This window comes from Novosphingobium sp. MD-1, from assembly GCF_001014975.1.
GTDB lineage: Bacteria > Pseudomonadota > Alphaproteobacteria > Sphingomonadales > Sphingomonadaceae > Novosphingobium.
This window is the reverse complement of the sequence record NZ_BBXA01000020.1, coordinates 321,532-346,405: the sequence shown is the minus strand read 5'-3', so window position 1 is coordinate 346,405 and position 24,874 is coordinate 321,532. Positions and strand designations below refer to the sequence as shown.

At 67.9% G+C, this 24,874-nt stretch carries 24 protein-coding genes; 12 read left to right on the top strand and 12 right to left on the bottom strand.

The window, feature by feature from the left end:
• The first annotated feature begins 3 nt into the window (after positions 1 to 3).
• From NMD1_RS06485 to NMD1_RS06465, 5 genes are all read left to right on the top strand, one after another.
• Positions 4 to 1,209, top strand: coding sequence for a dipeptidase (locus NMD1_RS06485; protein ID WP_125954098.1), 1,206 nt, complete (start codon positions 4 to 6; stop codon positions 1,207 to 1,209).
• Positions 1,206 to 2,135 (top strand): bifunctional riboflavin kinase/FAD synthetase, encoded by a 930-nt coding sequence (locus tag NMD1_RS06480; RefSeq protein ID WP_125954097.1) that lies wholly within the window; start codon positions 1,206 to 1,208, stop codon positions 2,133 to 2,135. Before NMD1_RS06485 ends, NMD1_RS06480 begins: the two co-directional genes overlap by 4 nt.
• A gap of 204 nt (positions 2,136 to 2,339) precedes the next feature.
• Complete coding sequence (ileS, locus tag NMD1_RS06475; RefSeq protein WP_125954096.1) at positions 2,340 to 5,216, top strand: isoleucine--tRNA ligase; 2,877 nt, start codon at positions 2,340 to 2,342, stop codon at positions 5,214 to 5,216.
• Positions 5,213 to 5,746: a signal peptidase II gene (gene lspA, locus NMD1_RS06470; protein WP_223806752.1), complete on the top strand. Its 534-nt coding sequence runs from the start codon at positions 5,213 to 5,215 to the stop codon at positions 5,744 to 5,746. The genes ileS and lspA overlap by 4 nt, the downstream gene beginning before the upstream one ends.
• Position 5,747: 1 nt before the next feature.
• Positions 5,748 to 6,161: a DUF3035 domain-containing protein gene (locus NMD1_RS06465; protein ID WP_125954094.1), complete on the top strand. Its 414-nt coding sequence runs from the start codon at positions 5,748 to 5,750 to the stop codon at positions 6,159 to 6,161.
• A 209-nt stretch (positions 6,162 to 6,370) separates the two neighbouring features.
• Here NMD1_RS06465 and NMD1_RS06460 read toward each other — a convergent pair whose 3' ends face one another.
• Together NMD1_RS06460 and NMD1_RS06455 are read right to left on the bottom strand one after the other, a co-directional pair.
• Entirely contained in the window at positions 6,371 to 8,152 is a 1,782-nt protein-coding gene (locus NMD1_RS06460) for an adenylate/guanylate cyclase domain-containing protein (RefSeq protein WP_125954093.1), read from the bottom strand.
• Between the two features lie 125 nt (positions 8,153 to 8,277).
• Entirely contained in the window at positions 8,278 to 9,030 is a 753-nt protein-coding gene (locus NMD1_RS06455) for a helix-turn-helix transcriptional regulator (RefSeq protein WP_233497384.1), read from the bottom strand.
• A 164-nt stretch (positions 9,031 to 9,194) separates the two neighbouring features.
• Between NMD1_RS06455 and NMD1_RS06450 the strand changes: the two genes are divergently transcribed.
• Both NMD1_RS06450 and NMD1_RS06445 read left to right on the top strand, forming a co-directional pair.
• Positions 9,195 to 11,363 (top strand): marine proteobacterial sortase target protein, encoded by a 2,169-nt coding sequence (locus tag NMD1_RS06450; RefSeq protein ID WP_233497383.1) that lies wholly within the window; start codon positions 9,195 to 9,197, stop codon positions 11,361 to 11,363.
• Positions 11,360 to 11,980: a class GN sortase gene (locus NMD1_RS06445; RefSeq protein WP_125954092.1), complete on the top strand. Its 621-nt coding sequence runs from the start codon at positions 11,360 to 11,362 to the stop codon at positions 11,978 to 11,980. Before NMD1_RS06450 ends, NMD1_RS06445 begins: the two co-directional genes overlap by 4 nt.
• Before the next feature lie 51 nt (positions 11,981 to 12,031).
• Here the strand turns inward: NMD1_RS06445 and NMD1_RS06440 are convergent, their stop codons facing one another.
• Entirely contained in the window at positions 12,032 to 12,469 is a 438-nt protein-coding gene (locus NMD1_RS06440) for a cytochrome c family protein (protein ID WP_233497382.1), read from the bottom strand.
• A gap of 106 nt (positions 12,470 to 12,575) precedes the next feature.
• Here NMD1_RS06440 and NMD1_RS06435 point away from each other — a divergent pair, with 106 nt between their 5' ends.
• The 3 genes from NMD1_RS06435 (at position 12,576) to groL (ending at position 16,087) form a co-directional block, all read left to right on the top strand.
• On the top strand, positions 12,576 to 13,955 hold the full coding sequence (locus NMD1_RS06435; RefSeq protein WP_124810631.1) for an MATE family efflux transporter: 1,380 nt from the start codon (positions 12,576 to 12,578) through the stop codon (positions 13,953 to 13,955).
• 158 nt (positions 13,956 to 14,113) lie between these two features.
• Positions 14,114 to 14,401, top strand: a complete 288-nt coding sequence (gene groES, locus NMD1_RS06430) for a co-chaperone GroES (RefSeq protein WP_124810632.1) — start codon at positions 14,114 to 14,116, stop codon at positions 14,399 to 14,401.
• A 42-nt stretch (positions 14,402 to 14,443) separates the two neighbouring features.
• The gene (gene groL / locus NMD1_RS06425) at positions 14,444 to 16,087 is read left to right on the top strand and encodes a chaperonin GroEL (protein WP_124810633.1); all 1,644 of its coding nucleotides are present in this window, start codon (positions 14,444 to 14,446) and stop codon (positions 16,085 to 16,087) included.
• Positions 16,088 to 16,311: 224 nt separating this feature from the next.
• Here the strand turns inward: groL and NMD1_RS06420 are convergent, their stop codons facing one another.
• Together NMD1_RS06420 and NMD1_RS06415 are read right to left on the bottom strand one after the other, a co-directional pair.
• Positions 16,312 to 17,244 (bottom strand): electron transfer flavoprotein subunit alpha/FixB family protein, encoded by a 933-nt coding sequence (locus tag NMD1_RS06420; RefSeq protein WP_125954091.1) that lies wholly within the window; start codon positions 17,242 to 17,244, stop codon positions 16,312 to 16,314.
• A gap of 1 nt (position 17,245) precedes the next feature.
• Positions 17,246 to 17,992, bottom strand: a complete 747-nt coding sequence (locus NMD1_RS06415) for an electron transfer flavoprotein subunit beta/FixA family protein (protein WP_125953194.1) — start codon at positions 17,990 to 17,992, stop codon at positions 17,246 to 17,248.
• A 291-nt stretch (positions 17,993 to 18,283) separates the two neighbouring features.
• Between NMD1_RS06415 and NMD1_RS06410 the strand changes: the two genes are divergently transcribed.
• Positions 18,284 to 19,060, top strand: a complete 777-nt coding sequence (locus NMD1_RS06410; RefSeq protein ID WP_125954170.1) for a 3'(2'),5'-bisphosphate nucleotidase CysQ — start codon at positions 18,284 to 18,286, stop codon at positions 19,058 to 19,060.
• 22 nt (positions 19,061 to 19,082) lie between these two features.
• Here the strand turns inward: NMD1_RS06410 and NMD1_RS06405 are convergent, their stop codons facing one another.
• Both NMD1_RS06405 and NMD1_RS06400 read right to left on the bottom strand, forming a co-directional pair.
• Positions 19,083 to 20,084, bottom strand: coding sequence for an aldo/keto reductase (locus NMD1_RS06405; protein WP_125954090.1), 1,002 nt, complete (start codon positions 20,082 to 20,084; stop codon positions 19,083 to 19,085).
• Positions 20,085 to 20,170: 86 nt separating this feature from the next.
• Positions 20,171 to 20,863 carry an OmpA family protein gene (locus tag NMD1_RS06400; protein WP_124808062.1) on the bottom strand — a complete coding sequence of 231 codons (693 nt, stop codon included), beginning with the start codon at positions 20,861 to 20,863 and terminating at the stop codon, positions 20,171 to 20,173.
• Between the two features lie 161 nt (positions 20,864 to 21,024).
• Here NMD1_RS06400 and NMD1_RS06395 point away from each other — a divergent pair, with 161 nt between their 5' ends.
• Positions 21,025 to 22,353: a hemolysin family protein gene (locus NMD1_RS06395; protein WP_124808063.1), complete on the top strand. Its 1,329-nt coding sequence runs from the start codon at positions 21,025 to 21,027 to the stop codon at positions 22,351 to 22,353.
• 210 nt (positions 22,354 to 22,563) lie between these two features.
• Here NMD1_RS06395 and rplL read toward each other — a convergent pair whose 3' ends face one another.
• The 5 genes from rplL to NMD1_RS21210 form a co-directional block, all read right to left on the bottom strand.
• A complete protein-coding gene (rplL, locus tag NMD1_RS06390; protein ID WP_124808064.1) occupies positions 22,564 to 22,941 on the bottom strand; it encodes a 50S ribosomal protein L7/L12 in 378 nt (125 codons plus the stop codon).
• 66 nt (positions 22,942 to 23,007) lie between these two features.
• Positions 23,008 to 23,520 carry a 50S ribosomal protein L10 gene (gene rplJ / locus NMD1_RS06385; RefSeq protein WP_124808065.1) on the bottom strand — a complete coding sequence of 171 codons (513 nt, stop codon included), beginning with the start codon at positions 23,518 to 23,520 and terminating at the stop codon, positions 23,008 to 23,010.
• A 371-nt stretch (positions 23,521 to 23,891) separates the two neighbouring features.
• Complete coding sequence (locus tag NMD1_RS06380) at positions 23,892 to 24,104, bottom strand: helix-turn-helix transcriptional regulator (RefSeq protein ID WP_124808066.1); 213 nt, start codon at positions 24,102 to 24,104, stop codon at positions 23,892 to 23,894.
• Positions 24,104 to 24,634 (bottom strand): DUF2975 domain-containing protein, encoded by a 531-nt coding sequence (locus tag NMD1_RS06375; protein WP_125954089.1) that lies wholly within the window; start codon positions 24,632 to 24,634, stop codon positions 24,104 to 24,106. The genes NMD1_RS06380 and NMD1_RS06375 overlap by 1 nt, the downstream gene beginning before the upstream one ends.
• A 25-nt stretch (positions 24,635 to 24,659) precedes the next feature.
• Positions 24,660 to 24,809 carry a hypothetical protein gene (locus NMD1_RS21210; RefSeq protein ID WP_158453918.1) on the bottom strand — a complete coding sequence of 50 codons (150 nt, stop codon included), beginning with the start codon at positions 24,807 to 24,809 and terminating at the stop codon, positions 24,660 to 24,662.
• Between the last annotated feature and the right edge of the window lie 65 nt (positions 24,810 to 24,874).

The following is a 24,874-nucleotide window of genomic DNA, read 5'->3' as shown; positions in this document are numbered from 1 at the left end:
ACCATGCGTCGTTGGGTGGCGATTGCACTTGGCGTGACCGGATTGGCGGCGGCGGCGTTCTTCGGGCCGCTGCCGGCCTTCGTCGAATCGCAGATGAACCGGATCGACGGGCAGCCGCTGATCGCGGTCAGTGACCGGGCGCGGGAACTGCACCGATCGCTGCGGATCGTCGATCTGCATGCCGATACGCTGATGTGGCGGCGCGACCTGCGCGACCGGGCGCGGCGCGGGCATGTCGATCTGCCGCGGCTGGAAGAGGGCAATGTCGCGCTGCAGGTGTTCTCGTCGGTCTCCAAATCGCCGCGCGGCCTGAACTACGACGCCAATCCGGCGGACAGCGACACGCTGGGCGCGCTGGCGGTGGCGCAATTGCAGCCGGTGCGGACGTGGAATTCGCTGGCCGAACGCACGCTGTGGCACGGGCAGAAGCTGGACCGCGCGGTCGCGGCCTCGGGCGGGATGCTGCTGAAAGTCAGCGACGATGCCTCGCTCGATCTGCTGCTGGCCCGGCGCGGGAACAAGGCGCAGCCGGTGGGCGCGATGCTCTCGATCGAGGGGCTGCACGATCTGGAAGGCAAGGCGGAGAACCTCGACCGGTTCTATGCCGCCGGCTTCCGCATGGCGAGCCTGACGCATTTCTTCGACGATGAACTGGCCGGATCGATGCACGGGCTGAAGAAGGGCGGGGTGACCCCGTTCGGCCGGCAGATCGTGCGGCGAATGGAAGACAAGGGCATGATCGTGGATATCGCGCATCTCAGCCACGCCGGCGTGGCGGACGTGCTGGCGATGGCGCGGCGGCCGGTGGTTTCCAGCCACGGCGGAGTGCAGGCGACCTGCAAGGTCAACCGCAACCTGACCGACGACGAGATTCGCGGCGTGGCGCGAACCGGCGGGCTGATCGGCATCGGCTATTGGGACGCGGCGGTCTGCGATACCAGCCCCCGCGCGACGGCCAAGGCGATGCGCCACGTGCGCGATCTTGTCGGGATCGACCATGTCGCGCTAGGCAGCGATTTCGACGGGGCGACCACGACCCGGTTCGATACCGCGCAACTGGAACAGGTAACCCAGGCCCTGATCGACGAAGGTTTCAGCGAGGACGAGATTCGCGCGGCGATGGGCGGCAATGCCCTGCGCGTGATTCGCGCCGGATTGCGGCCGATGGCGTCTGCGTCGGCCGGGGTCACGGCAGAGGCGCATCGATGACGCGAATCGACGCGCGCGATCGCGCGCCGGATCATCTGCGCGGGGCGGTGATCGCGCTCGGCAATTTCGACGGTTTCCACCTCGGCCACCAGGCCGTGGTGGGCGAGGCGGTGCGCCAGGCGCGGGCGCAAGGCCGCCCGGTGATCGTCGCCACGTTCGATCCGCACCCGGTGCGCCATTTCCAACCCGATGCGCCGCCGTTCCGGCTGACCACGCTGGACCAGCGCGAGGAACTGTTCGCCGCCGCCGGGGCGGATGCCATGCTGGTCTTCGCCTTCGATGGAACGCTGGCCGCCACCACGGCGGAGGACTTCGTGCGCGGGCTGCTGGTGGAACGGCTGGGCGCGGCGGGCGTGGTCACGGGCGAGGATTTCACCTTCGGCAAGGGGCGCGGCGGCAACGTGCGCGTGCTGGCGGAACTGGGCGCGGAAAGCGGGCTGACGGCGCGCGCGGTCGGCCCCGTGGTGGAAAGCGGCGAAGTGGTTTCCTCCAGTCGCATCCGCGCCGCGCTGCAGGCGGGCGATTGCGCCACCGCCACGCGGCTGCTGACGCGGCCCTTCGCGATCCGGGGCGTGGTGCAGCACGGCGACAAGCTGGGGCGCACGATCGGCTTTCCCACCGCCAACCTGCCGCTCGGCAGCTATCTGCGCCCGCGCTACGGCATCTATGCCGTCACCGGCCGGATGCCCGACGGGCGCGTGGTGCAGGGCGCGGCCAACATCGGCATCCGCCCCACCTTCGATCCGCCCAAGGAACTGCTGGAACCCTATTTCTTCGATTGGTCCGGCGATCTTTACGGGCAGGAGATCGAGGTGGCCTTCCACCACTTCCTGCGGCCCGAGGCGAAGTTCGATTCGCTCGATGCGCTGGTCGAACAGATGAACCGCGATTGCGACGAGGCGCGGCGGCTGCTGGCGGCGGGGTAGCAGCTCGTGCCACGGCCCACCCCCGGCCCCTCCCGCAAGCGGGAGGGGAGGGAACGCGCGACACACCCCCTCCCGCAAGCGGGAGGGGCGCGAGACTTGCCGGGCCGCAGTGCCGGCTAGTCGCAGCGGGGTGGGCTGATCCCCTTTACGCCAAACCATCACGCAATTGCAGGAATCCCCGCGCGCCGCTAAGGCCCGCCGATCATGACCGAACAGCGCGACTACCGAAGCACCGTCTTCCTGCCGAAGACCGATTTCCCGATGAAGGCCGGACTCCCGCAGAAGGAGCCGGGCATTCTCGCGCGCTGGCAGGAACAGGACCTCTACAGCCGCTTGCGCGATGCCCGCGCCGGGCGCGAGAAGTTCATCCTCCACGATGGCCCGCCCTATGCCAATGGCGACATGCACATCGGCCATGCGCTGAACCATATCCTCAAGGACATGGTCTGCCGCACGCAGAGCCTGCTGGGCAAGGACGCGCCCTATGTGCCCGGCTGGGACTGCCACGGCCTTCCCATCGAATGGAAGGTCGAGGAGGAATACCGCAAGAAGAAGAAGAACAAGGACGAGGTTCCCCCGCGCGAATTCCGCGCCGAATGCCGCGCCTATGCCCAGAAGTGGGTGGACGTGCAGCGCGAACAGTTGAAGCGGCTCGGCATCAACGGCGACTGGGACCATCCGTACCTGACGATGGATTTCCAGGCGGAGGCCACCATCGTCGGCGAACTGCTCAAGTTCGCCGAGAACCAGATGCTCTATCGCGGCGCCAAGCCGGTTATGTGGAGCCCGGTGGAAAAGACCGCGCTGGCCGAGGCGGAAGTCGAATACGAGGACATCGTCTCGACCCAGGTGGACGTGGCGTTCGAGATCACGGAATCGCCGATCGCGGAACTGGTCGGCGCTTACGCGGTGATCTGGACAACGACGCCGTGGACGATTCCGGTGAACCAGGCGCTCGCGTATGGGCCGGATGTTCAATATACGATTGTTGAGGTCGATCGCCGCCGCTACCTTGTGGCTCGGGATCTCGCCGGGGCATTTCTCGATCGAGCCGATTGCGAAATCGAGACCTACAAGAGCGGTCCGGCGGGGCGGTATTTGGGTTCGGCCCTAGCTGGTACCGTCGCTCGCCATCCGATGCACCACCTTGGCGGGTTCTTCGCCAAACCGCGCCCGCTGCTCGCCGGCGATTTCGTCACCACCGACAGCGGCACGGGCCTTGTCCACATGGCGCCCGACCACGGCGAGGACGACTTCCTGCTGTGCAAGGCGCACGGGATCGATCCGGTGTTCGCGGTCGAGGGCGATGGCAAGTACCGCGCGGACTGGGCGTGGCTGGGCGGTGAAGGCTCGGTCATCAACCCGAAGTTCAACGCACCCGACGGGCCGATCTGCACCGCGCTGCGCGAGGCGGGCGGGCTGCTGGCGGCGAGCGCGGACTACAAGCACTCCTACCCGCATTCGTGGCGCTCCAAGGCCAAGGTGATCTTCCGCTGCACACCGCAGTGGTTCGTGCCGATGGACCGGGTGATGACGCATATCTCGCCCAAGACGCCGGGCGAGAACCGCTGGGAAACCGAAGGCGGCGCGATCAACCCGGCCGAGGAAGCGCTGTGCGCCGCGCCCACGCTGCGGCAGGCGGCGATGGCGGCCATCGCCGAAACGCGCTTCGTGCCCGAAAAGGGCCGCAACCGCATCGGCGCGATGGTGGAAGGCCGGCCCGACTGGGTGCTGAGCCGCCAGCGCGCGTGGGGCGTGCCGATCACGCTGTTCGTCGAGCGCAAGACCGGCCAGTACCTTGTCGATCCGGCGGTGAACGACCGCATCGTCAACGCCATCCGCGCCGAAGGCGTCGATGCCTGGTCGGACGAGGCGGCGCAGGACCTGCTGGGGCCGGACTACAAGGCCGAAGACTACGAGCGCGTGGCCGACATCCTGGACGTGTGGTTCGATTCGGGCAGCACCCATGCCTTCGTGCTGGAATCGGGCCGCTGGCCCGATCTGCTGCGGCCCGAAGGCTATCAGGGTCCGCACGCGGACCTCTATCTGGAAGGATCGGACCAGCACCGCGGCTGGTTCCAGTCCTCGCTGCTGGAAGCCTGCGCCACGCGCGGCCATGCGCCGTACAAGGGCGTGCTGACCCATGGCTTCACCATGGACGCCAAGGGCCTGAAGATGTCCAAGTCGCTGGGCAACACGATCAGCCCGATCGACCTGATGCGCGATTACGGCGCGGATATCCTGCGGCTGTGGGCGCTGTCGGTGGATTTCACCGAGGACCACCGCATCGGCAAGGAAATCCTGGCCGGCGTGGCGGACCAGTACCGCAAGCTGCGCAACACCTTCCGCTACCTGCTGGGCGCGCTCGACGGGTTCGGCGAGGACGAGAAGCTGCCGGTGGGCGAGATGCCCGAGCTGGAGCGCTACATGCTCGTCCTGCTCGAACGGCTGGACGGCACGCTGCGGCAGGCGGTGGCGGACTATGACTACAACACCTATGTCCGCGCGCTGAGCGAGTTCTGCAACGAGGACCTCTCCGCGTTCTTCTTCGATATCCGCAAGGATTCGCTCTATTGCGACGCGCCGGGCGATCCCAAGCGCCGCGCCTATCGCACCGTGCTCGACATGCTGTTCCACGCGCTGGTGCGCTATGCCGCGCCGGTGCTGGTCTTCACCGCGGAGGAAGTGTGGCAGACGCGCTTCCCCGGCAGCGACAGCGTGCACCTGCTCGAATGGCCGGTGGTGCCGGTCTCGGTGGTGGAAGAGGACCGCTGGGCCGAACTGCGCGCGCTGCGGACCACGGTGAACGAGGCGATCGAGCCGCTGCGCCGCGAAAAGGTGCTGGGGTCGGGGCTGGAAGCGCAAGTGCTGGTGCCCGAAGGCGCGCCGGAGGCCAATCTGGCCGAACTGTTCATCACCGGGACAGTCGTGCGCGGGCAGGATGACGGCGTGACCGTCACCCGAACCCACGACCACAAATGCGGCCGTTGCTGGCGCCATCTGCCCGAAGTGGCCGAAGACGGCGCGCTGTGCGCGCGCTGCGAAACGGTGGTCGCGGAACTGGACGGGCAGGCCGCGTGACCGTTTCCGGCCGCCGCCTTGCCGGCTTCGCGCTGGCGCTGCTTACGTTCGCGGTGGATCGCGGCGTCAAGGCGCTGATGACCGGCCGGCTCGCGCTGGCGGACGTGGGCGCAATTCCGCTGCTGCCGTTCTTCGACTTGCGCTGGACCGAGAACTACGGCGTTTCGCTGGGCATGTTCACGGCAACCTCGGCCGAGATGCGCTACGGCCTGATCCTGGTGACCGCCGTGATCGCGCTGGGCGTGGCCGTGTGGATGCTGCGCGAAAAGGTGCTGGGCGATATCGTCGGCCTTGCGCTGGTACTGGGCGGGGCGCTGGGCAATATCTACGACCGCGCCTCGCGCGGTTACGTGATCGATTACGCCGACCTCCATTTCGGGGAATGGCGCCCGTTCCTGATTTTCAACATCGCCGATGCCGCCATCACCTTCGGCGTGCTGATACTGCTTGCCCGGTCGCTGCTTTCGCGCGAAAAGCCCGCCAATGGCGCGGATGCCGAAGCTGATGCCGCCGCCACGGAGAATGCCTGATATGCGTAAAGCCGCCACTCTTTGCCTTCTCGTCTCGGGCGCGGGCCTGCTGTCCGCCTGCGGCGCGGGCGGCTCGCTGTTCAATCGCGTGCGTCCCGATGAATTCGCGGTGACGCGCCAGGCGCCGCTGGTGGTGCCGCCCGATTTCGCGCTGACCCCGCCCAACCCCGGCGCGCCGCGCCCGCAGGACGTCGATTCCGGCAAGCAGGCGCTGGAAGCGCTGTTCGGTGGCCCGGCCCCGCGCAGCGCGGTGGAAACCGACGTGATCAACCGTTCGGGCGCTTCGGCCGCCGGCATCCGCAGCTCGGTGGGCGATCCGGATACCAAGACGGTTGCCAAGGGCAGCGGGCTGCGCGACATCCTGGCCGCGCCGCAGGGCGACGGCGCCGAGGCACAGGCCAATATTCCCGGCTGATCCGGGCACAGTCCCTGTCGGACTCAGAAACCTCCGCCGCGCGCGGGGGTTTTCCTTTTGGCGATTATATTTTTCGCGAGCGCGGGGCGTGGAAAGCCCACCCCGCTGCGACTAACGCCGCCTGCGGCGGCGCAAGTCTCGCTCCCCTCCCGCTTGCGGGAGGGGTTGGGGGTGGGAAAACGCGCCGCGTATGCGAAGGATCGTGTCGCCTACTTTCCCGGGCTGAGCCAGATGCCGGCCCAGTCCGCCGGCGGCGGGGCCGCCCGGAAGGCGGCGATGCGGGTGAGGAACACGCGCGCCGGGCCATCTTCCGGCGCGATCCGCAGCGTTTCGGCGAAGGCGGCTTCGGCCTTGTCCCACTCCCGCGCGCGGTAGAGCGCGAGCGCGTGGGCATGGGCATCGCGCGCGGAAAGCAGGTCCGGCTCGACCTCGCCAATCTCGCCCAGCAGCTCGTAGATGCGCACCGCCTCGCTCTTGCCCGGCGCGGCCAGCAGGTCGATCTCGCGCGCCTCGATGCGGTGGCGCACCTTGAGCATGGTCGCCTCGTCGGCCAGAATCAGCGTGCCATAGGTCTTGTTGGCGCTTTCGAGGCGCGAGGCGACGTTGACCGCATCGCCCATGATCGTGAAATTGCGCGAGGCGGCCGAACCGATCGAGCCGACCACCACATCGCCCGTGGCGAGGCCGATCCGCGCCGAAACGCTGGGCGCACCCCGGCGCAGGCCGAGCAGTTCGGGCAGTTCGCGCTGCAGCCGCGCGATCTGTTCGCGCTGTTCCAGCGCGGCGGTGACGGCGGAAAGCGCCGGTTCCTCCAGCGCGAACGGCGGCCCCCAATAGGCCATGACGGCATCGCCGATGTACTTGTCGATCACGCCGTGGTGACGGTGGATCGGCTCCGCCGCCAGCGTCAGGTAGCGGTTGACCAGCCGCACCAGCGCGGTGGGGGTCAGCGTTTCCGAAATCGCGCTGAAGCCCTGGACGTCGGAGAAGTACACGGTCATTTCGCGCTTTTCGCCGGCTTCCAGCTCCGCGCGGTTGGCGCCCAGCAGACGATCGACCACGCGGGGGTCCATATAGCTGGAGAAAGTGTTTTTCAGCGCGACCTTCTGCCGCAGCTCCTCCACCATCGCGGAAAATGCGGTGGTCAATTGGCCCAGCTCGTCGTGCGTCGTGGCCGGCAGCGAGACTTCCAGGTTGCCGCGCCCCACTTCCTCCGCACCGGCGATCAGGCTGCGCACCGGCGTCAGCATCCGGCGGGTCAGCAGCACCGAGATGACCGCGCCCGCCAGAAAGGCGAAGACGGCAAGGATCAGGTTCTCGACCGTGACCGAAAAGCCGCGCCGCTCCAGCGCCTCCAGCTGGCGTTCGTCCTTGCCGCTGAGTATGGAGGCCTCGCGCGACATGCGCTCCATCGCGGCCAGCACGCGCCGTTCGGCGTCCATTGCGGTGTTCTGGCGCAGGCGCACGCCATCCACCATCGCCGGGGCCTTGGGATCGAGAAAGGCGTCCATCGCCGCGCGATAGGCGGCGTGTTCGCGCCGCACGGCCTCGCTTTCCAGCTGCAGGCGGCCCAGGAACACGGCGACATCGTTGGAGACCGGCATCGTCTCGAACCGGCTGATATGGGTATCAAGCTGGGCGAGCTGGCTGTCGACGCGGGTGTTCAACGCGCGGAAGCGTTCGAGATAGCTTTCGTGCAACGCGGCATCGCGCACCTGCGGTCCGCCGTACCGCAGCGCCCGCTCGCTTGCGAGCTCCTCCTCGGCCGCGAATTCCTCGATCGTGGCCACTTCGCGCTTGAGCGGTTCCAGCACTTCCACCAGCAGCGCCGTTTCGCGGTTGACCTTGGCGGACTGCACGAAGGCATAGACCGCCGCCGCCAGCATGATCGCCAGCAGCGTCACGCTCAGCCCCACGAATTTGCGCGTGATGGTCAGCCGCCCCAGCCGCGCGATACGGCCGGGTCGTGCCGGGGTTGCGTCGATGTCCATGATCCCGTCCCAGGCCCGGAAATACCGGGTTGCTCCAGATCGGACTAGCCTTCCCGCCGGATCGGTGCAAGCCGCCGGTCCTGGCCGCGGAGGGGCGGTCAGGCCCGGTGCGGAACCGGTGCCGACTACTGCCGAAAGCGGCAGAAATCGTCGTTTATCGCGCGATCGAGGATGGTGCGGAACGCCGCGAAGGCGGGGTCGCCGGGCCGAACAAGACCCGTTCCGGACTCTTTCGTTTGCCCGCGCGGCACGAAGGCCACCGGGCTGGCGATGGGAATCAGCTGCGATCCGGTGCCCGCGTGCAGCGTGGCCAGCAGGCCGAACATGCAGCCATCGCGCGTCGGCCGGCCCAGCGTGATCAGCCGGTGCTGCCCCGCCTCGCAGGTCGCGAGGTAGGTGTGGCCGGAGAGGTTGGGCATCGAGACGTGGCCCTTCTGCGCGAAGGCGCCATCGATCCGTTCGGCCTCGGTAAAGCGCAGATGGCCTGCCGCATCGTCCCAGAAGATGCGCGTGACATAGGCATAGATCGCGCCGGGTTCGCCGAAGCTGGCGCGCAGCGTGAGGTAGTCCGCCTCGATCCAGTGCACGGCGGCGCGGCTGTAGGCGCCCATGTGCTCGGGCGCGGTATCCGGCGCGGGTGCGGTCTCTGGAGCGGCAGCGCCATCGCGCAGGCGCGTGCCCAGCGCCTCTTCCAGCCGGATCACCGTGGCCAGCGTGAACTGGCGGCTGCCCGACAGCGCCTTTTCCAGCGTGGACAGGCTGATCCGCGCCATGTCCGCCAGCGCCTGGCGCGAGATGCGCCGCCGCGCCAGCTCCTCGCGCAGCCGCGCGGCGATAGCGTGTCCTTCGGCGGCACGCATTTCATCGGGTTCGGGCACGGCATGTCCTTTGCGTCAAACTGCGGACATCTGCGCACATATCCGCACAGTCCGTCAAGCGATCCCGCCACGATCCGCACCGGTGCGGATCGACCGGACGAAACTGGCGGGGACTGCCCGTGGCTGTGCGGCGCCGCTGCCGCCTAACGGGAAGGCTCCCCTTGATGATGGAGCCTGTCATGGTCCTCTCGCGCATATCTTTCCTTTCGGGCCGATCCCGCTGCCGGATCGCGCTGGCGCTGGCGTTGTTGCTGGCAGTCGTGGGCGGCACGCTGCTGGCTGGCCGGTTGCAGGCCGAAGACGCCCCGGCCGACGGTGACGCGATCGGCAGCGGCACCCTGCTGCTGTCCGGCAAGGGCGTGGCGGAAAGCCTGCCCGCCGTGCGGCTGGGCACCGACATGGACGTGACGGTCAGCGGCCCCATTGCCCGCGTCCGCGTGACGCAGGCGTTCCGCAACACCAGCGACCGCTGGATGGAAGCGACCTACCTCTATCCCCTGCCCGAGGACGGCGCGGTCGACAGCCTGAAGATGGTGGTGGGCGACCGCGTGATCGTCGGCCATATCAAGCGCCGCGCCGAAGCCCGCGAAATCTATGAAAAGGCGCGCGAACGCGGGCAGAAGGCGGGGCTGGTCGAAGCCGAGCGGCCCAACATGTTCCGCAACAGCGTGGCCAATGTCGGCCCCGGCGAAACGGTGCTGATCCAGATCGAATACCAGGCCCCGGTCCGCCAGGTATCGGGCGAGTTCGCGCTGCGCCTGCCGCTGGTGGTGGGGCCGCGCTACGTGCCAGCCCAGGCCACCGCCGAAAACCCCGCCCGCTCCGAAACGGCCGTGGCGAAGGATATCGACGAAGTCACCGCGCCGTTGGCCGCGCCCGCGCTGGGCAAGGGGCTCAACCCCGTCTCGATCACGGTCCATCTCGCGCCCGGCTTCGTCCCCGCCAATCTCATCAGCCCCTATCACCGCATCGCGGTGAGCGACGATGGCGCGCAGGCGCGCACGATCCGGCTGGCCGATGGCGCGGTTCCGGCCGACCGCGATTTCGAACTGCGCTGGCGCTCGGCCAGCGCCGATCCCACGCTCAGCCTCTTCCGCCAGGCGCTCGATGGAAAGGACTACGTGATGGCCTCGATCGTGCCGCCGGCCCGCCTGCCGCAGGGCAAGGCTCCCCCGCGCGAGATGGTGTTCGTCATCGACAACAGCGGCTCGATGGGCGGGCAATCGATGGACGCGGCCAAGGAAAGCCTGCTCCACGCGCTCGACACGCTGCGGCCGGAGGACCGCTTCAACGTGATCCGCTTCGACGACACGATGACGCAGCTGTTCGAACAGAGCGTGCCGGCCACGCCCGAACAGATCGCCACCGCGCGCCGCTTCACCGAAGGGCTGGAAGCCAACGGCGGCACCGAGATGCTGCCCGCGCTGAAGGCCGCGCTGGTCGACGCCACGCCGGACGACGTAAAGGGCGTGCGGCAGGTGATCTTCCTGACCGATGGCGACTTGTCCAACGAGAAGGACATGATGGCGGAAATCGCCGCGCACGGCGGGCGCAGCCGGGTGTTCATGGTCGGCATCGGGTCCGCGCCCAACACCTTCCTGATGCGCCGCATGGCCGAAGCGGGGCGCGGCACCTACACCAACATCGGCGATGGCAGCGAAGTGAACGCGAAGATGAACGCGCTGCTCGATCGCCTGAAGGCCCCGGTGGCGCGCGATCTCACGGTCACGGTCGATGGCGCGCCGCTCGATTTCACGCCGCGCCGCCTGCCCGATCTCTATGCCGGCGAACCGCTGGTGCTGCTGGGGCAGGGGCAGAACCTGTCCGGCCGCCTGACGGTCAGCGGCATGATCGGCGACAAGCCGTGGTCGCAAACGGTGGACCTGTCCGCCGCCGTGGACAGCCCCGCCGTAGCGCGACTCTGGGCCAACCGCCGCGTCGCGGAGATCGAGGCCGCGCGCGCCGCCGGGGAGACCGAGGACGATCAGGCGGACGGCCAGATCGCCGAACTCGGCCTCGCCTACAGCCTCGTCACCTCGCAGACGAGCCTGGTCGCGGTCGATGAAACGCCGACCCGGCCGGCCGGCGCGCGGCTGACGCGCGAGGAACTGCCGCTGCTGCTGCCGGCCGGCTGGGATTTCGACACGCTGTTCAATGGCGCGGCCGCCCATGCCACGCCTCCTGCGGCGGGTGCCGAAGCGGGCGAAGCCGAAGCGGTTACCTTGCCGCGCACCGCTACCGGGTACATGGCTCTCGTGGAAAAGGGCGGCCTGGCGCTGCTGCTGGGCGTGGCGCTGTTGCTGGCGGGCGCGCGGCGGAAGGTCCGGGTATGACCGCCGCCGTGTTCACGGTGAAAGGGACGCGCGCCACGGCGCGCGTCCTGCTGCGCACCGCCGGGGCGCTGCTCTGCGCGCTCGGTCTTGCGGTGATGGCGCAGGGTCTGGCCGTGCCGATCAAGGCGCGCGTGGCGCAAGTGCTGCTCGACCGGGCCTTTGCGCGGAGCCTGGCCGAAGGACATCCGGTCAGGCCGTGGCCCTGGGCCGATACGATGCCGGTGGCGCGGCTCACGCTGCCCCGGCTGGGTGCGAGCGACGTGGTGCTCTCGGGCGGATCGGGACAGGCGCTGGCGTTCGGGCCGACCGTGGTGCCGAACCGGCGCGACGGTGGCGGCGGTAGCGGGGCGGGCGCGGATGTGACGATCGTGGCCGCGCACCGCGATACGCACTTCGCCTTCCTGCGGAACGCGCGGGCAGGTGACGCAATCGACGTGCAGGCGATCGGCGGCGCGCACCGGCGCTATCGCGTCACCAGCTTCCAGGTGGTGCGCTGGGACGGCTTCGCCGCGCCCCGCGATCCTGCCCGGCCGCTGCTGGCGCTGGTGACGTGCTATCCCTTCGGCGCGACCGAGCACGGGCCGCTGCGCTTCATCGTCTGGGCGGAGGCCCTGTGAAGGGGGAGCCGCCGCGCCTTCCCGCGACGGCCCTCCGGCAGCGCGAGCCGCCTATTTCAGCGTCTTGAGATAGGCGATGATGGCCTTGCGCTTGGCGGGATCGGTCTGGCCGGAATAGGTCATCCGCGTGCCGGGCACGAGCTTCATCGGGTTTTCCAGCCACTTGTCGAGCGTGGCGTCATCCCAGGTCAGGCCCGATCCCTTCAGCGCCGGGCTGAAGCTGAAGCCCGTGACGTCGCCGGCCTTGGTGCCCACGATCCCGGCCAGGCTCGGCCCGATCATGTTCTTGCCCTTTTCGACCGAATGGCAGGACTTGCAGATGCCGAAGGCGATCGGCGCGCCATCGGCGGCGGCTACCGGCGTGGTTTTCGCCGTGGCCGGAGCGGCCGTATCCGCCGGGGCGCTGCCGCCAGCCGGCGTCTCCTCCTGCTTCGCGCCGCCACAGGCCGAAAGCGCCAGGGCCAGTCCGGCCGCGCATGCGCTTTTCACCACCATTCTCATGTCAAACTACCCTTTCCATCAGGGCAAAGCCGCGTTCGGGACAGGCAGCTTTGCCTTTCCTTGGGACCGCGCCGCGCCTATGCGCCCGTGTTCCATGTTTGAAAAGCCGCCTTTGCACTGGATCGACGAATTGCGCGCGACGCTGAAGCTCGCCGCGCCGCTCGTGGGCGCGAACCTGCTGCAGATGGCGGTGTTCGCGGTCGACGTGGTGTTCGTCGCGCGGCTGGGGCCGGAAGCGCTGGCGGCTTCGTCGCTGTCGGTCGCGCTGTTCGGCTTGCTGATGTGGAGCCTGACGGGCCTCGTCGGCGCGGCCTCGCCGCTGATCGCGGCCGAGCTGGGGCAGCGCAAACACGCCGTGCGCGAAGTGCGCCGGACCACGCGCATGGCCGCATGGGTCGGCATTCTCGCGGCAATCTGCGCGATGGGCGTGTGCCTGCTGGGCGGGCCGCTGATGCGGCTGACCGGGCAGCAGGAAGCGGTCATCGCGCTGGCTGAACCTTTCCTGCGCGTGCTGATGTGGGCGGCGCTGCCGATGGTCCTGGCGGCGCTGCTGCGCACTGTGGTCGCCACGCTGGGCCGGCCGGGCATCGGCACCGCGATCACCGGCCTTGCCGTGGTGGTCAACGCCACCGGCAACTGGATCTTCGTGTTCGGCCACTTCGGTATGCCGGCGCTGGGCCTGACGGGCTCCGCCGTGTCCAGCGTGGTCACCGCCGTCGCCATGCTGCTGGCCTATGCGGCTGTGATCCGGTTCGACCGGCGCCTGCACCGCTATCGCCTGCTGGGCCGCTGGTGGCGCCCGGAATGGAAGCGTTTCGGCGGCGTGCTGCGCGTCGGCCTGCCGATCTGCGGCACGATTCTGGCGGAAGCGGGCATGTTCAACGGCGCCGCCTTCCTGATGGGGCGGATTGGCGAGACCGAACTGGCGGCGCATACCGTGGCGCTCCAGCTGGCCGCGATCGCCTTCCAGGTGCCGTTCGGCGTGTCGCAGGCGGCGACGATCCGGGTCGGCCTGGCGTTCGGGGCGGGAGACCGGCACGCGGTGGGCGTGGCCGGGCGCGTGGCGATCGCGCTGGGCATGGGGTTCATGCTGCTCTCCGCCGGCACCATGCTGCTGGCCCCGCGCGCGATCATGCGGCTCTACATCGATCCCGATGCCCCGGCCAACGCCGCGCTGGTCGCGCTGGCAGTGCAGTACATGGTGGTCTGCGCCGCCTTCCAGCTGTTCGATGGCGCGCAGGCGGTGGGCGCGGCGCTGCTGCGCGGCATCCAGGATACGCGCGTGCCCATGGGCATCGCGCTGTTCGGCTACTGGGTGCCGGGGTTGGGCACGGCGATCGGACTGGGCCTGTTCACCCCGCTGCGCGGGGTGGGCGTGTGGCTTGGCCTGATGATCGGACTGATCGTCGTCGCGGCGCTGATGCTCTGGCGCTGGCACCGGCGCGAACGGCTGGGTCTGCTGACGCCCGGCTGATGCCGCCGCATGGGTGTGCCGTGCAGGGGCAGGGGACGCAAAAAAATCTGCCCGCCCCCTGTTGACGCTCCCCCGCCCCTCACCCATATCCCGCCCGCTGGCACTCTCCCCGTGAGAGTGCCAAGCAAGGTTCGTATTTTTGGAAGAGGGAGCAACCCATGAGTTTCCGTCCGCTGCACGATCGCGTGCTGGTGCGCCGCGTCGAAGCCGAGGAAAAGACCGCCGGCGGGATCATCATCCCCGACAGCGCCAAGGAAAAGCCTGCTGAAGGCGAAATCGTCGCCACCGGCACCGGCGCCCGCGCTGAAAACGGCACGATCACGCCGCTTGACGTCAAGGTTGGCGATCGCGTGCTGTTTGGCAAGTGGTCCGGCACCGAAGTCAAGGTCGCCGGTGAAGACCTCCTCATCATGAAGGAATCGGACATCCTCGGCGTCATCGGCTGAAGATAGTCCTCTTTCCCGTCCAGATATTCAAAGGAAACCGAAATGGCTGCCAAGGAAGTACGCTTTTCGCGCGACGCGCGCGAACGCATCCTCAAGGGCGTCGACATCCTCGCCGACGCGGTGAAGGTCACGCTCGGCCCCAAGGGCCGCAACGTCGTGATCGACAAGAGCTTCGGCGCGCCGCGCATCACCAAGGACGGTGTGTCGGTCGCCAAGGAAATCGAACTCAAGGACAAGTTCGAGAACATGGGCGCGCAGATGCTGCGCGAAGTGGCCAGCAAGGCCAACGACAAGGCCGGTGACGGCACCACCACCGCGACCGTGCTTGCCCAGTCTATCGTGCGCGAAGGCATGAAGTCGGTTGCCGCCGGCATCAACCCGATGGATCTGAAGCGCGGCATCGACATCGCCGTGACCAAGGTCGTCGAAAACCTGAAGGCCCGTTCGACCCCGGTCGCCGGTTCGGCTGAAATCGCGCAGGTCGGCATCATCTCGGCCAACGGCGACGTCGAAGTCGGCCAGAAGATCGCGGAAGCGATGGAAAAGGTCGGCAAGGAAGGCGTGATCACCGTGGAAGAGGCCAAGGGCCTCGAATTCGAACTCGATGTCGTCGAAGGCATGCAGTTCGACCGCGGCTATCTCTCGCCCTACTTCATCACCAACCCGGACAAGATGACGGTCGAACTCGAAAACCCGTACATCCTGATCCACGAGAAGAAGCTGTCGTCGCTGCAGGCGATGCTGCCGATCCTCGAAGCGGTGGTGCAGTCGGGCCGTCCGCTGCTGATCATCGCCGAAGACATCGAAGGCGAAGCGCTGGCGACCCTCGTGGTCAACAAGCTGCGCGGTGGCCTCAAGATCGCCGCCGTCAAGGCGCCGGGCTTCGGTGACCGTCGCAAGGCCATGCTGGGCGACATCGCCACGCTGACCGCCGGCGAGATGATCTCGGAAGACCTCGGCATCAAGCTGGAAAGCGTCACGCTCGCCATGCTCGGCCAAGCCAAGAAGGTCACCATCGACAAGGACAACACCACGATCGTCGACGGCGCCGGTTCGGCGGACGAGATCAAGGCCCGCGTCGAACAGATCCGCGCCCAGATCGAAGTCACCACCAGCGACTACGACCGCGAGAAGCTGCAGGAACGCCTGGCCAAGCTTGCTGGCGGCGTGGCCGTGATCAAGGTCGGCGGTGCGACCGAAGTCGAGGTGAAGGAACGCAAGGACCGCGTTGACGATGCCCTGCACGCCACCCGCGCTGCGGTGGAAGAAGGCATCGTCACGGGCGGCGGCACGGCGCTGCTTTACGCCACCCGCGCGCTCGACGGCCTGACCGGCGCCAACGAAGACCAGACCCGTGGCGTGGACATCGTCCGCAAGGCGATCACCGCCCCGGTCAAGCAGATCGCTGAAAACGCGGGCCACGATGGCGCCGTCGTCGCCGGCAAGCTGCTCGACCAGACGGACGAAGGCATCGGCTTCAACGCCGCGACCGACGTCTATGAAAACCTGAAGGCCGCTGGCGTGATCGACCCGACCAAGGTCGTCCGCACCGCGCTGCAGGATGCTGCCTCGGTCGCCGGCCTGCTGATCACCACCGAAGCGGCGATCAGCGAAAAGCCGGACGACAAGCCCGCGATGCCGCCGATGGGCGGTGGCATGGGCGGCATGGGCGGCATGGACTTCTAAGTCCGATACCGTTCAGTCCGAACACAGGATCGGGGCCGGGAGGGGAAACCTTCCCGGCCCTTTTCCTTGGGCGATCATCCAAAGCCCACCTCGCTACGGCGGCGCAAGCACCGCTCCCCTCCCGCTGGCGGGAGGGGCTGGGGGGTGGGCAGCGCCGCGCGCGCAACGCAAAAGGCCCCGCGCAGCGCGCGGGGCCTTCGTGTCTCCTTGAAACGGAGCGGCGTTCAGAGCTTGCCGGTCAGTTCCGGCACCAGCGTGAACAGGTCGCCCACGAGGCCGATATCGGCGACCTGGAAGATGGGGGCGTCCTCGTCCTTGTTGATGGCGATGATGGTCTTGGAATCCTTCATGCCGGCAAGGTGCTGGATGGCGCCGGAGATGCCGACGGCGATGTAGACTTCGGGGGCGACGATCTTGCCCGTCTGGCCCACCTGGTAGTCGTTGGGCACATAGCCCGCGTCCACCGCCGCGCGGCTCGCGCCCACGCCCGCGCCCAGCTTGTCCGCCAGCGGCACGATCGTCGCCGCGAACGTCTCCGCGTCCTTCAGCGCGCGCCCGCCCGAGACGATGATCTTGGCCGAGGTCAGTTCGGGACGCTCGCTCTTGGCGATCTCCGAGCCCACGAAGCTGCTCGTCCCGGCATCGGCCGCGCCGCCCACGGTCTCGATGGCCGCGCTGCCGCCGTCCGCCGCCGCCTTGGCAAAGGCCGTGCCACGCACCGTGATCACCAGCTTGGCGTCGCCGCTCTCCACCGTGGCAATGGCGTTGCCCGCGTAGATCGGCCGCGTGAACGTCTTCGGCCCTTCCACCGAGAGAATGTCCGAGATCTGCATCACGTCGAGCAGCGCCGCCACGCGCGGCGCCACGTTCTTGCCCGTCGTCGTTGCCGGCGCCACGAACGCGTCGTAGTCCGCCATCAGACCCGCCACCAGCGGCGCCACGTTCTCCGCCAGCGCGTGGGCCAGGCTCGCGTCATCGGCCGTGACCACCTTGGCCACGCCCGCGATCCGCGCCGCCGCCTGGGCCACGCCGTCCACGCCCGCGCCCGCCACCAGCAGCGTCACCTCGCCCAGCTGCGCCGCCGCGCTCACCGCCGACAGCGTCGCATCCTTCACCGCCGAACCATCGTGTTCGACCCATACCAGTGCCTTGGTCATCTCAGGCTACTCCCAGTTCCTTGAGCTTGGCCACCAGCGCGTCCACATCGGCCACCTTGATCCCCGCCGACCGCACCGGCGGCTCCGATACCTTCAGCGTCTTCAGGCGCGGGCTCGTGTCCACCCCGTAATCCGCCGGCGTCTTATTCGCGAGCGGCTTGCTCTTCGCCTTCATGATGTTGGGCAGGCTGGCATAGCGCGGCTCGTTCAGGCGCAGGTCCGTCGTCACCACCGCCGGCAGCGCCAGGCGCACCGTCTCCAGACCGCCGTCGATCTCGCGCTTCACCACCACGGCGTCGCCCTCGACCGTCACCTCGTTGGCGAAGGTGCCCTGCGGACGGCCCAGCAGCGCCGCCACCATCTGGCCCACCTGGTTCGAATCGTCGTCGATCGCCTGCTTGCCCGTGATGATCAGACCCGGCGCTTCCTCGTCCGCGATCGCCTTGACGATCTTCGCCACCGCCAGCGGCTCCACCTCGTCGTCCGACTGCACCAGGATCGCCCGGTCCGCCCCCATCGCCAGGGCCGTGCGCAGCGTCTCCTGCGCCTTCGCAGGCCCCACCGATACCGCCACGATCTCCGATACCACGCCCTTCTCCTTCAGGCGGATCGCTTCCTCAACCGCTATCTCGTCAAACGGGTTCATGCTCATCTTCACGTTCGCAAGATCAACACCCGTCCCATCACCCTTCACTCGCGGCTTCACGTTGTAATCAATCACCCGCTTCACGCAGACCAGGGCTTTCATCGCTTCAAAGCCTTTCCCAGTTGGATATGGTGGCGGCATAATTTGCGTTTACGTAAACGTCAATCTATCTGCCGCTGGCGTGGAAAGAAAATCGATCGGCCGATGGCAAAGGCAGGATTCGCGGAGCCGGACCTTACGGGTGCATCCTGGCTGAGCACCCCCCGAAACAGGAATGATCCCATGCAAGGCTTGGTGGCGGCGCTGCCGCGTCCTTGCGACCTTGGTGGAATAATACACGCACGATGCTTGCGTTGGCTGCCCAAGTCCAGCAGGGCGGAAAACGCGATGCCCATGATCGACTTCGATCGCCTTGAAGCAATTGTCCACCAGGCCGGACAGATGGCGCTTTCGCGCTGGCCCGGCCACGGACACGCGCTGGAAGTGTGGGACAAGACGCCGGGCAATCCGGTGTGCGAGGCGGACATCGCCGTCGATACCTATCTGAAGCGCGAACTGCACGCACTGCTGCCTTCCGCCGGCTGGCTGTCGGAAGAGACGGTCGATCACCCGGAGCGGCTTGAGCGCGGGCTGTGCTGGCTGGTCGATCCGATCGACGGCACGCGCGATTTCGTGCGCGGACGTCCGGGGTGGGCGGTTTCCGTGGCACTCGTCAGCGGCGGCCGTCCACTGATCGGCATGATGAGCGCCCCGGCGCGCGACGAGTTCTGGCGGGCCACTGCCGGCAAGGGCGCCACCCGCAATGGCGTGGCGCTTCATGCGAGCAGCCGGGCCGAGCTGACCGGATCGCGCGTGCCGGCCGATGCGCTGGCGGGAGTCGATGGCGACCTGGTGCTGGTGGACAAGCCCAATTCGATCGCGCTGCGTATCGCGATGGTCGCCGCCGATGAAGCGGACCTGCTGGCCACGCTGCGCTGGGGCTTCGAATGGGACGTGGCGGCCGCCGCGCTGATCGCGCGCGAGGCGGGTGCCACCACCACCGACGCCTTCGGGCAGCCGCTGGTCTTCAACAAGCGCGATCCCCGCGCGTTCGGGCTGCTGGTAACCGCCCCCGCGATTCACGCGGCGGCGGTGGACCGGCTGGCGGAACGGGCGGCCAGGCTCGCCTGACGCGCCCTTTCCGGGCCACTTCTCAGGCTTCGGCAAAATCCTCGGTGTCGATCGTCGGCAGCATCGCCCCGGCGTAACGGTGGCCGGCGACCGTCTGCTGGTTGATCAGCGCGTCCACTTCGGCGGCCACATCGGCGGGAAGGACCCAGTCCCAGCGCGCGATGTTTTCCTCGAGATGGGCGATCTTGCCGGTGCCGGGGATGGCAACGACATGCTCCCCGCGCGACAGCACCCAGGCGAGCGACAATTGCGCCGGTGTCACGCCCGCGCGGGTGGCGATGGCGTTGAACTGTTGCACCAGGCCGTAGTTGTGCGTCCAGTTATCGCCCTGGAAGCGTGGCATGGCGCGGCGGATGTCCTTTTCCTCCAGCGCCGCCGGGTCCGCCACGCCGTTGGCGAGAACGCCGCGCGCGACGGGCGAGAAGGCGACAAAGGTCGTGCCCAGTTCGCGGCAGGCTTCGAGTACGGCGATTTCCGCCTGGCGCGTCCACGGCGAATATTCGGTCTGCATCGCGGCGATGGGGTGGACGGCGGCGGCCTTGCGCAGCGTCTCGGCCGACATTTCGGACAGGCCGATCGCGCCGATCTTGCCCTCGCGCACAAGGTCCGCCATCGCGCCGACCGAGTCCTCGATCGGCACGCTGAAATCGCGCCGGTGCATATAGTAGAGATCGATGTGGTCGGTCTGGAGCAGGCGCAGCGAGACTTCGAGTTCGCTGCGGATGGTGTCGGGATGGCAATCGATCCCGCGCTTCTCCCCGCTGGCGAAGATGCCCATCTTGGAGGCGAGGAACACCTTGTCGCGCTTGCCCTTCAGCGCCTTGCCGACCTGCGTTTCGTTGTGGCCCATGCCATAGAGGCGGGCGGTGTCGAAATGATCATAGCCTACTTCTATCGCGCGATCGAGCAGGCGCAGCCCGTCCTCGTCGCTCGGGCGGCCGCCATAGGCCCAGCTAAGTGACATGCAGCCGAGCCCCACGGGGTTGGTCGGGCGTCCGGCGATGGGGCGGCGTTGGATCGGCATGGCAGAATCTCCTTTGCCACGCCGATGCCAGCCGGGTGCGCGGAACGTCAACCCGGCTGGTTCGGTATCATGCCATGAGAGCCGCGTTATTGGCCCGAGCGGGCGCGGGCCACGTCATCCTGCGAGATCGGCACGATCTTGATCTCGACGCGGCGGTTGGCCGAACGGCCCGCCTCGGTATCGTTCGAGGCGACCGGCTGCGTCTCGCCGAAACCCTGGCTGCGAATGCGGGAATAGGAAACCCCGCGCGAGGTCAGGTAATCGGCCACCGCGCGGGCGCGGCGTTCCGAAAGGGCCTGGTTGTAGGCGTCCGACCCGGTCGAATCCGTGTGGCCGTACACGTCGATCAGGCTGTCCGGATACTGGTTGAGCGATTGCGCCACCTTGTCCAGCGTATCGCGGAACGTGGGCTTGATCGCCGAACTGTCGGTATCGAACGTCACGCCGTTGGGCAGGTTGACGAGAATGGCCGAGCCGTTGTCGGTCGGCGTCACATCCACGCCGCTGCCGGCGGTGGATTCGCGCAGCTGCTTGATCTGCTTGTCCATCGAATAGCCCACCGCGGCGCCGGCGATGCCGCCGATGCCCGCGCCCAGGATGCGGCCGGTCTTGCCGCCGATCAGGCCGCCCAGCAGCATGCCGCCCAGCGCGCCGCCGACGCCGCCGATGGCGGTGCGCGATACCTTCTTCTCGCCCGTGTTGGGATCGGTGACGCAGGCCGAGAGGCTGACGAGCGACACCGCGCACAGGCTCGAAACGAGGACCCGACGAATCTTCATGTTGTATTCCCCTTCTTGCGACGCTTCGCCCCGGCCGCTCTCTCCCGCGGCGGTGAACCGGCGTGATTAACCTACATCGACCTGATTACGCACCGCCAGTCTGAACTGTTCCCGAACGGTGGGACTTCGCGAATGGCGATGAATCTGCTAGCGGACAGGGCGTGACACCTTTTCCCTGGCCTGACGTCTTCGTCATCGTGGGCCTCGTCGTGCTCAATGGCCTGTTTTCCATGTCGGAACTGGCGATCGTTTCCGCGCGTCCCGCGCGCCTCAAGGTTGCGGCCGAGGCCGGCAGCCGGGGCGCGCGCACCGCGCTGGAGCTGGCGGCCGATCCCGGCAAGTTCCTTTCGACCGTGCAGATCGGCATCACCCTCGTCGGCATCGTGGCCGGCGCCTATTCGGGCGCGAGCCTGGGTGGCCCGGTGGGCGAGCGACTGGCGGCGGCGGGCGTGCCCGCGCGCTATGCCGGCGAGGCGGGCTTCATCCTGGTCATCGCGATCACCACCTACCTCAGCCTCGTCGTCGGGGAACTGGTGCCCAAGCAGCTGGCGCTGCGCGCGGCGGAACCGATCGCCATCGTCGCCGCGCGCCCGATGGTGCTGATCGCCCGCATCAACGCGCCGTTCGTGTGGGCGCTGGACCGCTCGTCCGGCCTGCTGCTGCGCCTGCTGCGGTTGAACAAGGGGGCCGAGCAGGAAGTCACGGCGGAGGAACTCCAGATGATCTTCGCCGAGGCCACCCGCTCCGGCGTGATCGAGGAGGACGAGCGCGCGCTGATGACCAGCGTGATGCGGCTGGCCGAACGCCCGGTGCGCGAGGTGATGACGCCGCGCACCGAACTGCACTGGATCGAGCGCAAGGCGAGCGAGGCGGAAATCCGCGCCGCGATCGAGGACAGCCCGCATTCGCTGCTGCTGGTGGCGGACGGTTCGGTCGACCGGATCGTGGGCGTGGCCAAGGTGCGCGACGTGCTGTCGGTGCTGCTGCGCGGGCGCAAGATCATGCTGACGCGGCTGATGAAGAAGCCGGCGATCGTGCCCGACCAGCTCGACACCATGGATGCGTTGCGCGTGATCCAGCAGGCCGAAGTCGCGCTGGCGCTGGTGCATGACGAATACGGCCATCTGGAAGGCATCGTCACCCCGGCGGACCTGCTGGCGGCGATCGCCGGCAATTTCGTGGGCCACGGCGACGAGGGCGATGCGCCGATGATCGTGGAGCGCGACGACGGTTCGCTGCTGATCGCCGGGGCGCTGCCCGCCGACGCGCTGGGCGACCGGCTGGCGATCGACCTGCCCGAAGACCGCGATTACGCCACCGCCGCGGGCTATGTGCTGTCGGTGCTCAAGCACCTGCCGACGGAGGGCGAGCATTTCGCCGAGCAGGGCTGGCGCTTCGAGATCGTCGACATGGACGGCCGCAAGATCGACAAGGTGCTGGTGAGCCGGATCAAGGCCGCGCACCCCGAAAAGGCCGAGCTGGACGGGTAGAGTCTGACGGGCGGAGTGCGGCCCGTGGCTAGCCCACCCCGCTGCGACTAACGCCGCCTGCGGCGACGCAAGTCTCGCGCCCCTCCCGCTGGTGGGAGGGGATGGGGGTGGGCGAAGCACGATCGTTTGCAATCAATACGATCGACAAACGAAAAGGGCGGCCCCGAAGGACCGCCCTTTGCTGTTTCTGTCCGGAAGACCGGAAGAAGATTACTTGAGCTCGACGGTGCCGCCGGCTTCCTCGATCTTCTTCTTGATTTCTTCGGCTTCCGCCTTCGAAACGCCTTCCTTGACGGCCTTCGGCGCGCCTTCGACCAGCGCCTTGGCTTCGGTCAGGCCCAGGTTGGTGATCGCGCGGACTTCCTTGATGACCTGGATCTTCTTGCCACCGTCGCCCGTCAGGATGACGTCGAATTCGGTCTTTTCTTCAGCGGCGGCAGCTTCGCCACCGGCAGCCGGAGCGGCGGCAACGGCAACGGCGGCAGCGGCGGAAACGCCCCATGCTTCTTCCAGGGCCTTGGCGAGGTCAGCGGCCTCGAGGACGGTCAGCTTCGACAGTTCTTCAACAAGCTTGGCGATATCGGCCATGATATTTCACTCCTGATTTCGTGGCGCCCGGCGCGGCGCGCCGGACGAAAATCGTTTCGATACGTCTTACGCGGCTTCTTTGGCGTAGGCGCCGAAGACACGGGCCAGCTTCGCCGCCGGAGCGGTGGTGAGCTGGGCGATCTTCGTGGCCGGAGCCTGGATGAGGCCGATAAGCTTGGCGCGCAGTTCGTCGAGCGACGGCATCGAGGCGAGCGCCTTGACCCCTTCCGCGTCGAGAATCTGGCCACCCATCGCACCGCCGACAATTTCGATCTTGTCGGTGGTCTTGGCGAATTCGATCACCGCCTTGGCGGCGGCAACCGGATCGGCCGAGGCAGCGATCGCCGTCGGACCGGTGAAGAAATCACCAATGCCTTCGTAATCGGTGCCCGCGACGGCAAGCTTGGCAAGACGGTTCTTCGCAACCTTGTAAGTCGCGCCCGCTTCCCGGATCTTCGTGCGCAGGGCGGTGGACTGGGCCACCGTCATGCCGAGGTTGCGGGTGATGACCACCGCGCCGGCCTCGGAGAAGACCGAGTTCAGGAACGCGACCGATTCGGCTTTCTGCGAACGATCCATGCCTTACTCCTTCACAATGGCCGCCCGGGACAGGCCCGGAACGGCCGGCTACGTTTGCTTGCCCCTGCGGATGCAGGGGTCGATGCCCCACGGAGGAGCACCGGCGAGTCCGTTGACAAGGGAAGGAGGCGCGCCCGAAAGCGCGGCTGGCACCACGATCCGCGGGGCGGAACGCCGGGCCAAGGGGCACGCGGCCCCGGAAACTCTTTTCCCCGCCTAGGCTGGAGATTAAGCGGGAAGCCCGCACCAGCTGTCTCGGACGGATGATGTCGGGACTTGCGCCCTTCGATCAGGGGCGGGCCAATAGCAGGACGGGGCGCCGAGTCAAGGCTGGAGTCCCCGTGGCAAGGGCCGGAGGCCGCGCGGTGCGGTCACTCCGCCTCGCCCCGGTAGCCCAGCAGATCGCCCGGCTGGCATCCCAGTTCCTGGCAGATGGCTTCCAGTGTCGAGAAGCGGATGGCCTTGGCCTTGCCGGTTTTGAGGATGGACAGGTTGGCGAGCGTCATGTCGACCCGCTCGGCCAGTTGGGTGAGCGTCATGCCCCTGGCCTGGAGCAGTTCGTCGAGCTTGACCACGACCGGCATCACACGGTTCCTTCCAGATCGTCGCGCATCCGCGCCCCTTCGCGAAAGACGCGGGCGAGAATAAACAGCACGATCGCCAGCAGGAACGATCCCGGCGAGATATCGAAGTCCGCCGTGGCGTTGCCGATCATGCCGGCCAGCCACATGCCCATCGCGCCGACCGGCCACGACATGCCTTCCACCGCCAGCGTCAGCCAGCCCATGCGGGTCAAGCGCCGGGCGTTGGCGGGGATGAAGGGATCGCCGGCGCCCACGCTGTCGATGATGCGCCGCAGGTCGAGCAGGAACAGGAAGGCCGCGCCGGCCATTGCGGCGATCAGCAGCAGGATCACGGCGAGGCCCGGAATGGTCTGCGTGCTGGCGGCGTGGCCGGTTTCCGAGGCGATGCCGGCTAGCACGTCGGCTCGGAACAGGACGATGGCCGGCGCGCCGAGCAGGCTGGTCACGCCGATCAGGGCTGCGAGGCCGAGGCCGGCGGTGACGATCAGGCGCCCCGCCGTCAGCAGGGGGTCGCGGGGGCGAAGAGACATGGTGGTGGTTTCCTCGTTGATAGGGTCAGGCGAGCGTCGGCAGCGGCAAGGTGGGGGCAAGCGCCTGGCGCGGTCCCGATGCGGTGGCGGTGGCAAGCGCTGGAAGGAGCAGCAGCAGCGCGCAGGCGAGCGGCACGATGGCAGTGCGCGATCCTGCAGGGCGAGGGCTGGGCATGGGACTTCTCCAGGTGGTCGATATCGATATTCAATAAGAGCACCTTTTCTTATCGTCAATCAATA

What these genes read in the sequence shown, in the direction of transcription:
- NMD1_RS06485 (WP_125954098.1), top strand. Translation starts at nt 4, where the DNA reads ATGCGTCGTTGGGTGGCGATTGCACTTGGCGTGACCGGATTGGCGGCG.
- NMD1_RS06480 (WP_125954097.1), top strand. Translation starts at nt 1,206, where the DNA reads ATGACGCGAATCGACGCGCGCGATCGCGCGCCGGATCATCTGCGCGGG.
- ileS (WP_125954096.1), top strand. Translation starts at nt 2,340, where the DNA reads ATGACCGAACAGCGCGACTACCGAAGCACCGTCTTCCTGCCGAAGACC.
- NMD1_RS06465 (WP_125954094.1), top strand. Translation starts at nt 5,748, where the DNA reads ATGCGTAAAGCCGCCACTCTTTGCCTTCTCGTCTCGGGCGCGGGCCTG.
- NMD1_RS06460 (WP_125954093.1), bottom strand. Translation starts at nt 8,152, where the DNA reads ATGGACATCGACGCAACCCCGGCACGACCCGGCCGTATCGCGCGGCTG.
- NMD1_RS06450 (WP_233497383.1), top strand. Translation starts at nt 9,195, where the DNA reads ATGATGGAGCCTGTCATGGTCCTCTCGCGCATATCTTTCCTTTCGGGC.
- NMD1_RS06445 (WP_125954092.1), top strand. Translation starts at nt 11,360, where the DNA reads ATGACCGCCGCCGTGTTCACGGTGAAAGGGACGCGCGCCACGGCGCGC.
- NMD1_RS06435 (WP_124810631.1), top strand. Translation starts at nt 12,576, where the DNA reads ATGTTTGAAAAGCCGCCTTTGCACTGGATCGACGAATTGCGCGCGACG.
- groES (WP_124810632.1), top strand. Translation starts at nt 14,114, where the DNA reads ATGAGTTTCCGTCCGCTGCACGATCGCGTGCTGGTGCGCCGCGTCGAA.
- groL (WP_124810633.1), top strand. Translation starts at nt 14,444, where the DNA reads ATGGCTGCCAAGGAAGTACGCTTTTCGCGCGACGCGCGCGAACGCATC.
- NMD1_RS06420 (WP_125954091.1), bottom strand. Translation starts at nt 17,244, where the DNA reads ATGACCAAGGCACTGGTATGGGTCGAACACGATGGTTCGGCGGTGAAG.
- NMD1_RS06415 (WP_125953194.1), bottom strand. Translation starts at nt 17,992, where the DNA reads ATGAAAGCCCTGGTCTGCGTGAAGCGGGTGATTGATTACAACGTGAAG.
- NMD1_RS06410 (WP_125954170.1), top strand. Translation starts at nt 18,284, where the DNA reads ATGATCGACTTCGATCGCCTTGAAGCAATTGTCCACCAGGCCGGACAG.
- NMD1_RS06405 (WP_125954090.1), bottom strand. Translation starts at nt 20,084, where the DNA reads ATGCCGATCCAACGCCGCCCCATCGCCGGACGCCCGACCAACCCCGTG.
- NMD1_RS06400 (WP_124808062.1), bottom strand. Translation starts at nt 20,863, where the DNA reads ATGAAGATTCGTCGGGTCCTCGTTTCGAGCCTGTGCGCGGTGTCGCTC.
- rplL (WP_124808064.1), bottom strand. Translation starts at nt 22,941, where the DNA reads ATGGCCGATATCGCCAAGCTTGTTGAAGAACTGTCGAAGCTGACCGTC.
- rplJ (WP_124808065.1), bottom strand. Translation starts at nt 23,520, where the DNA reads ATGGATCGTTCGCAGAAAGCCGAATCGGTCGCGTTCCTGAACTCGGTC.
- NMD1_RS06380 (WP_124808066.1), bottom strand. Translation starts at nt 24,104, where the DNA reads ATGCCGGTCGTGGTCAAGCTCGACGAACTGCTCCAGGCCAGGGGCATG.
- NMD1_RS06375 (WP_125954089.1), bottom strand. Translation starts at nt 24,634, where the DNA reads ATGTCTCTTCGCCCCCGCGACCCCCTGCTGACGGCGGGGCGCCTGATC.
- NMD1_RS21210 (WP_158453918.1), bottom strand. Translation starts at nt 24,809, where the DNA reads ATGCCCAGCCCTCGCCCTGCAGGATCGCGCACTGCCATCGTGCCGCTC.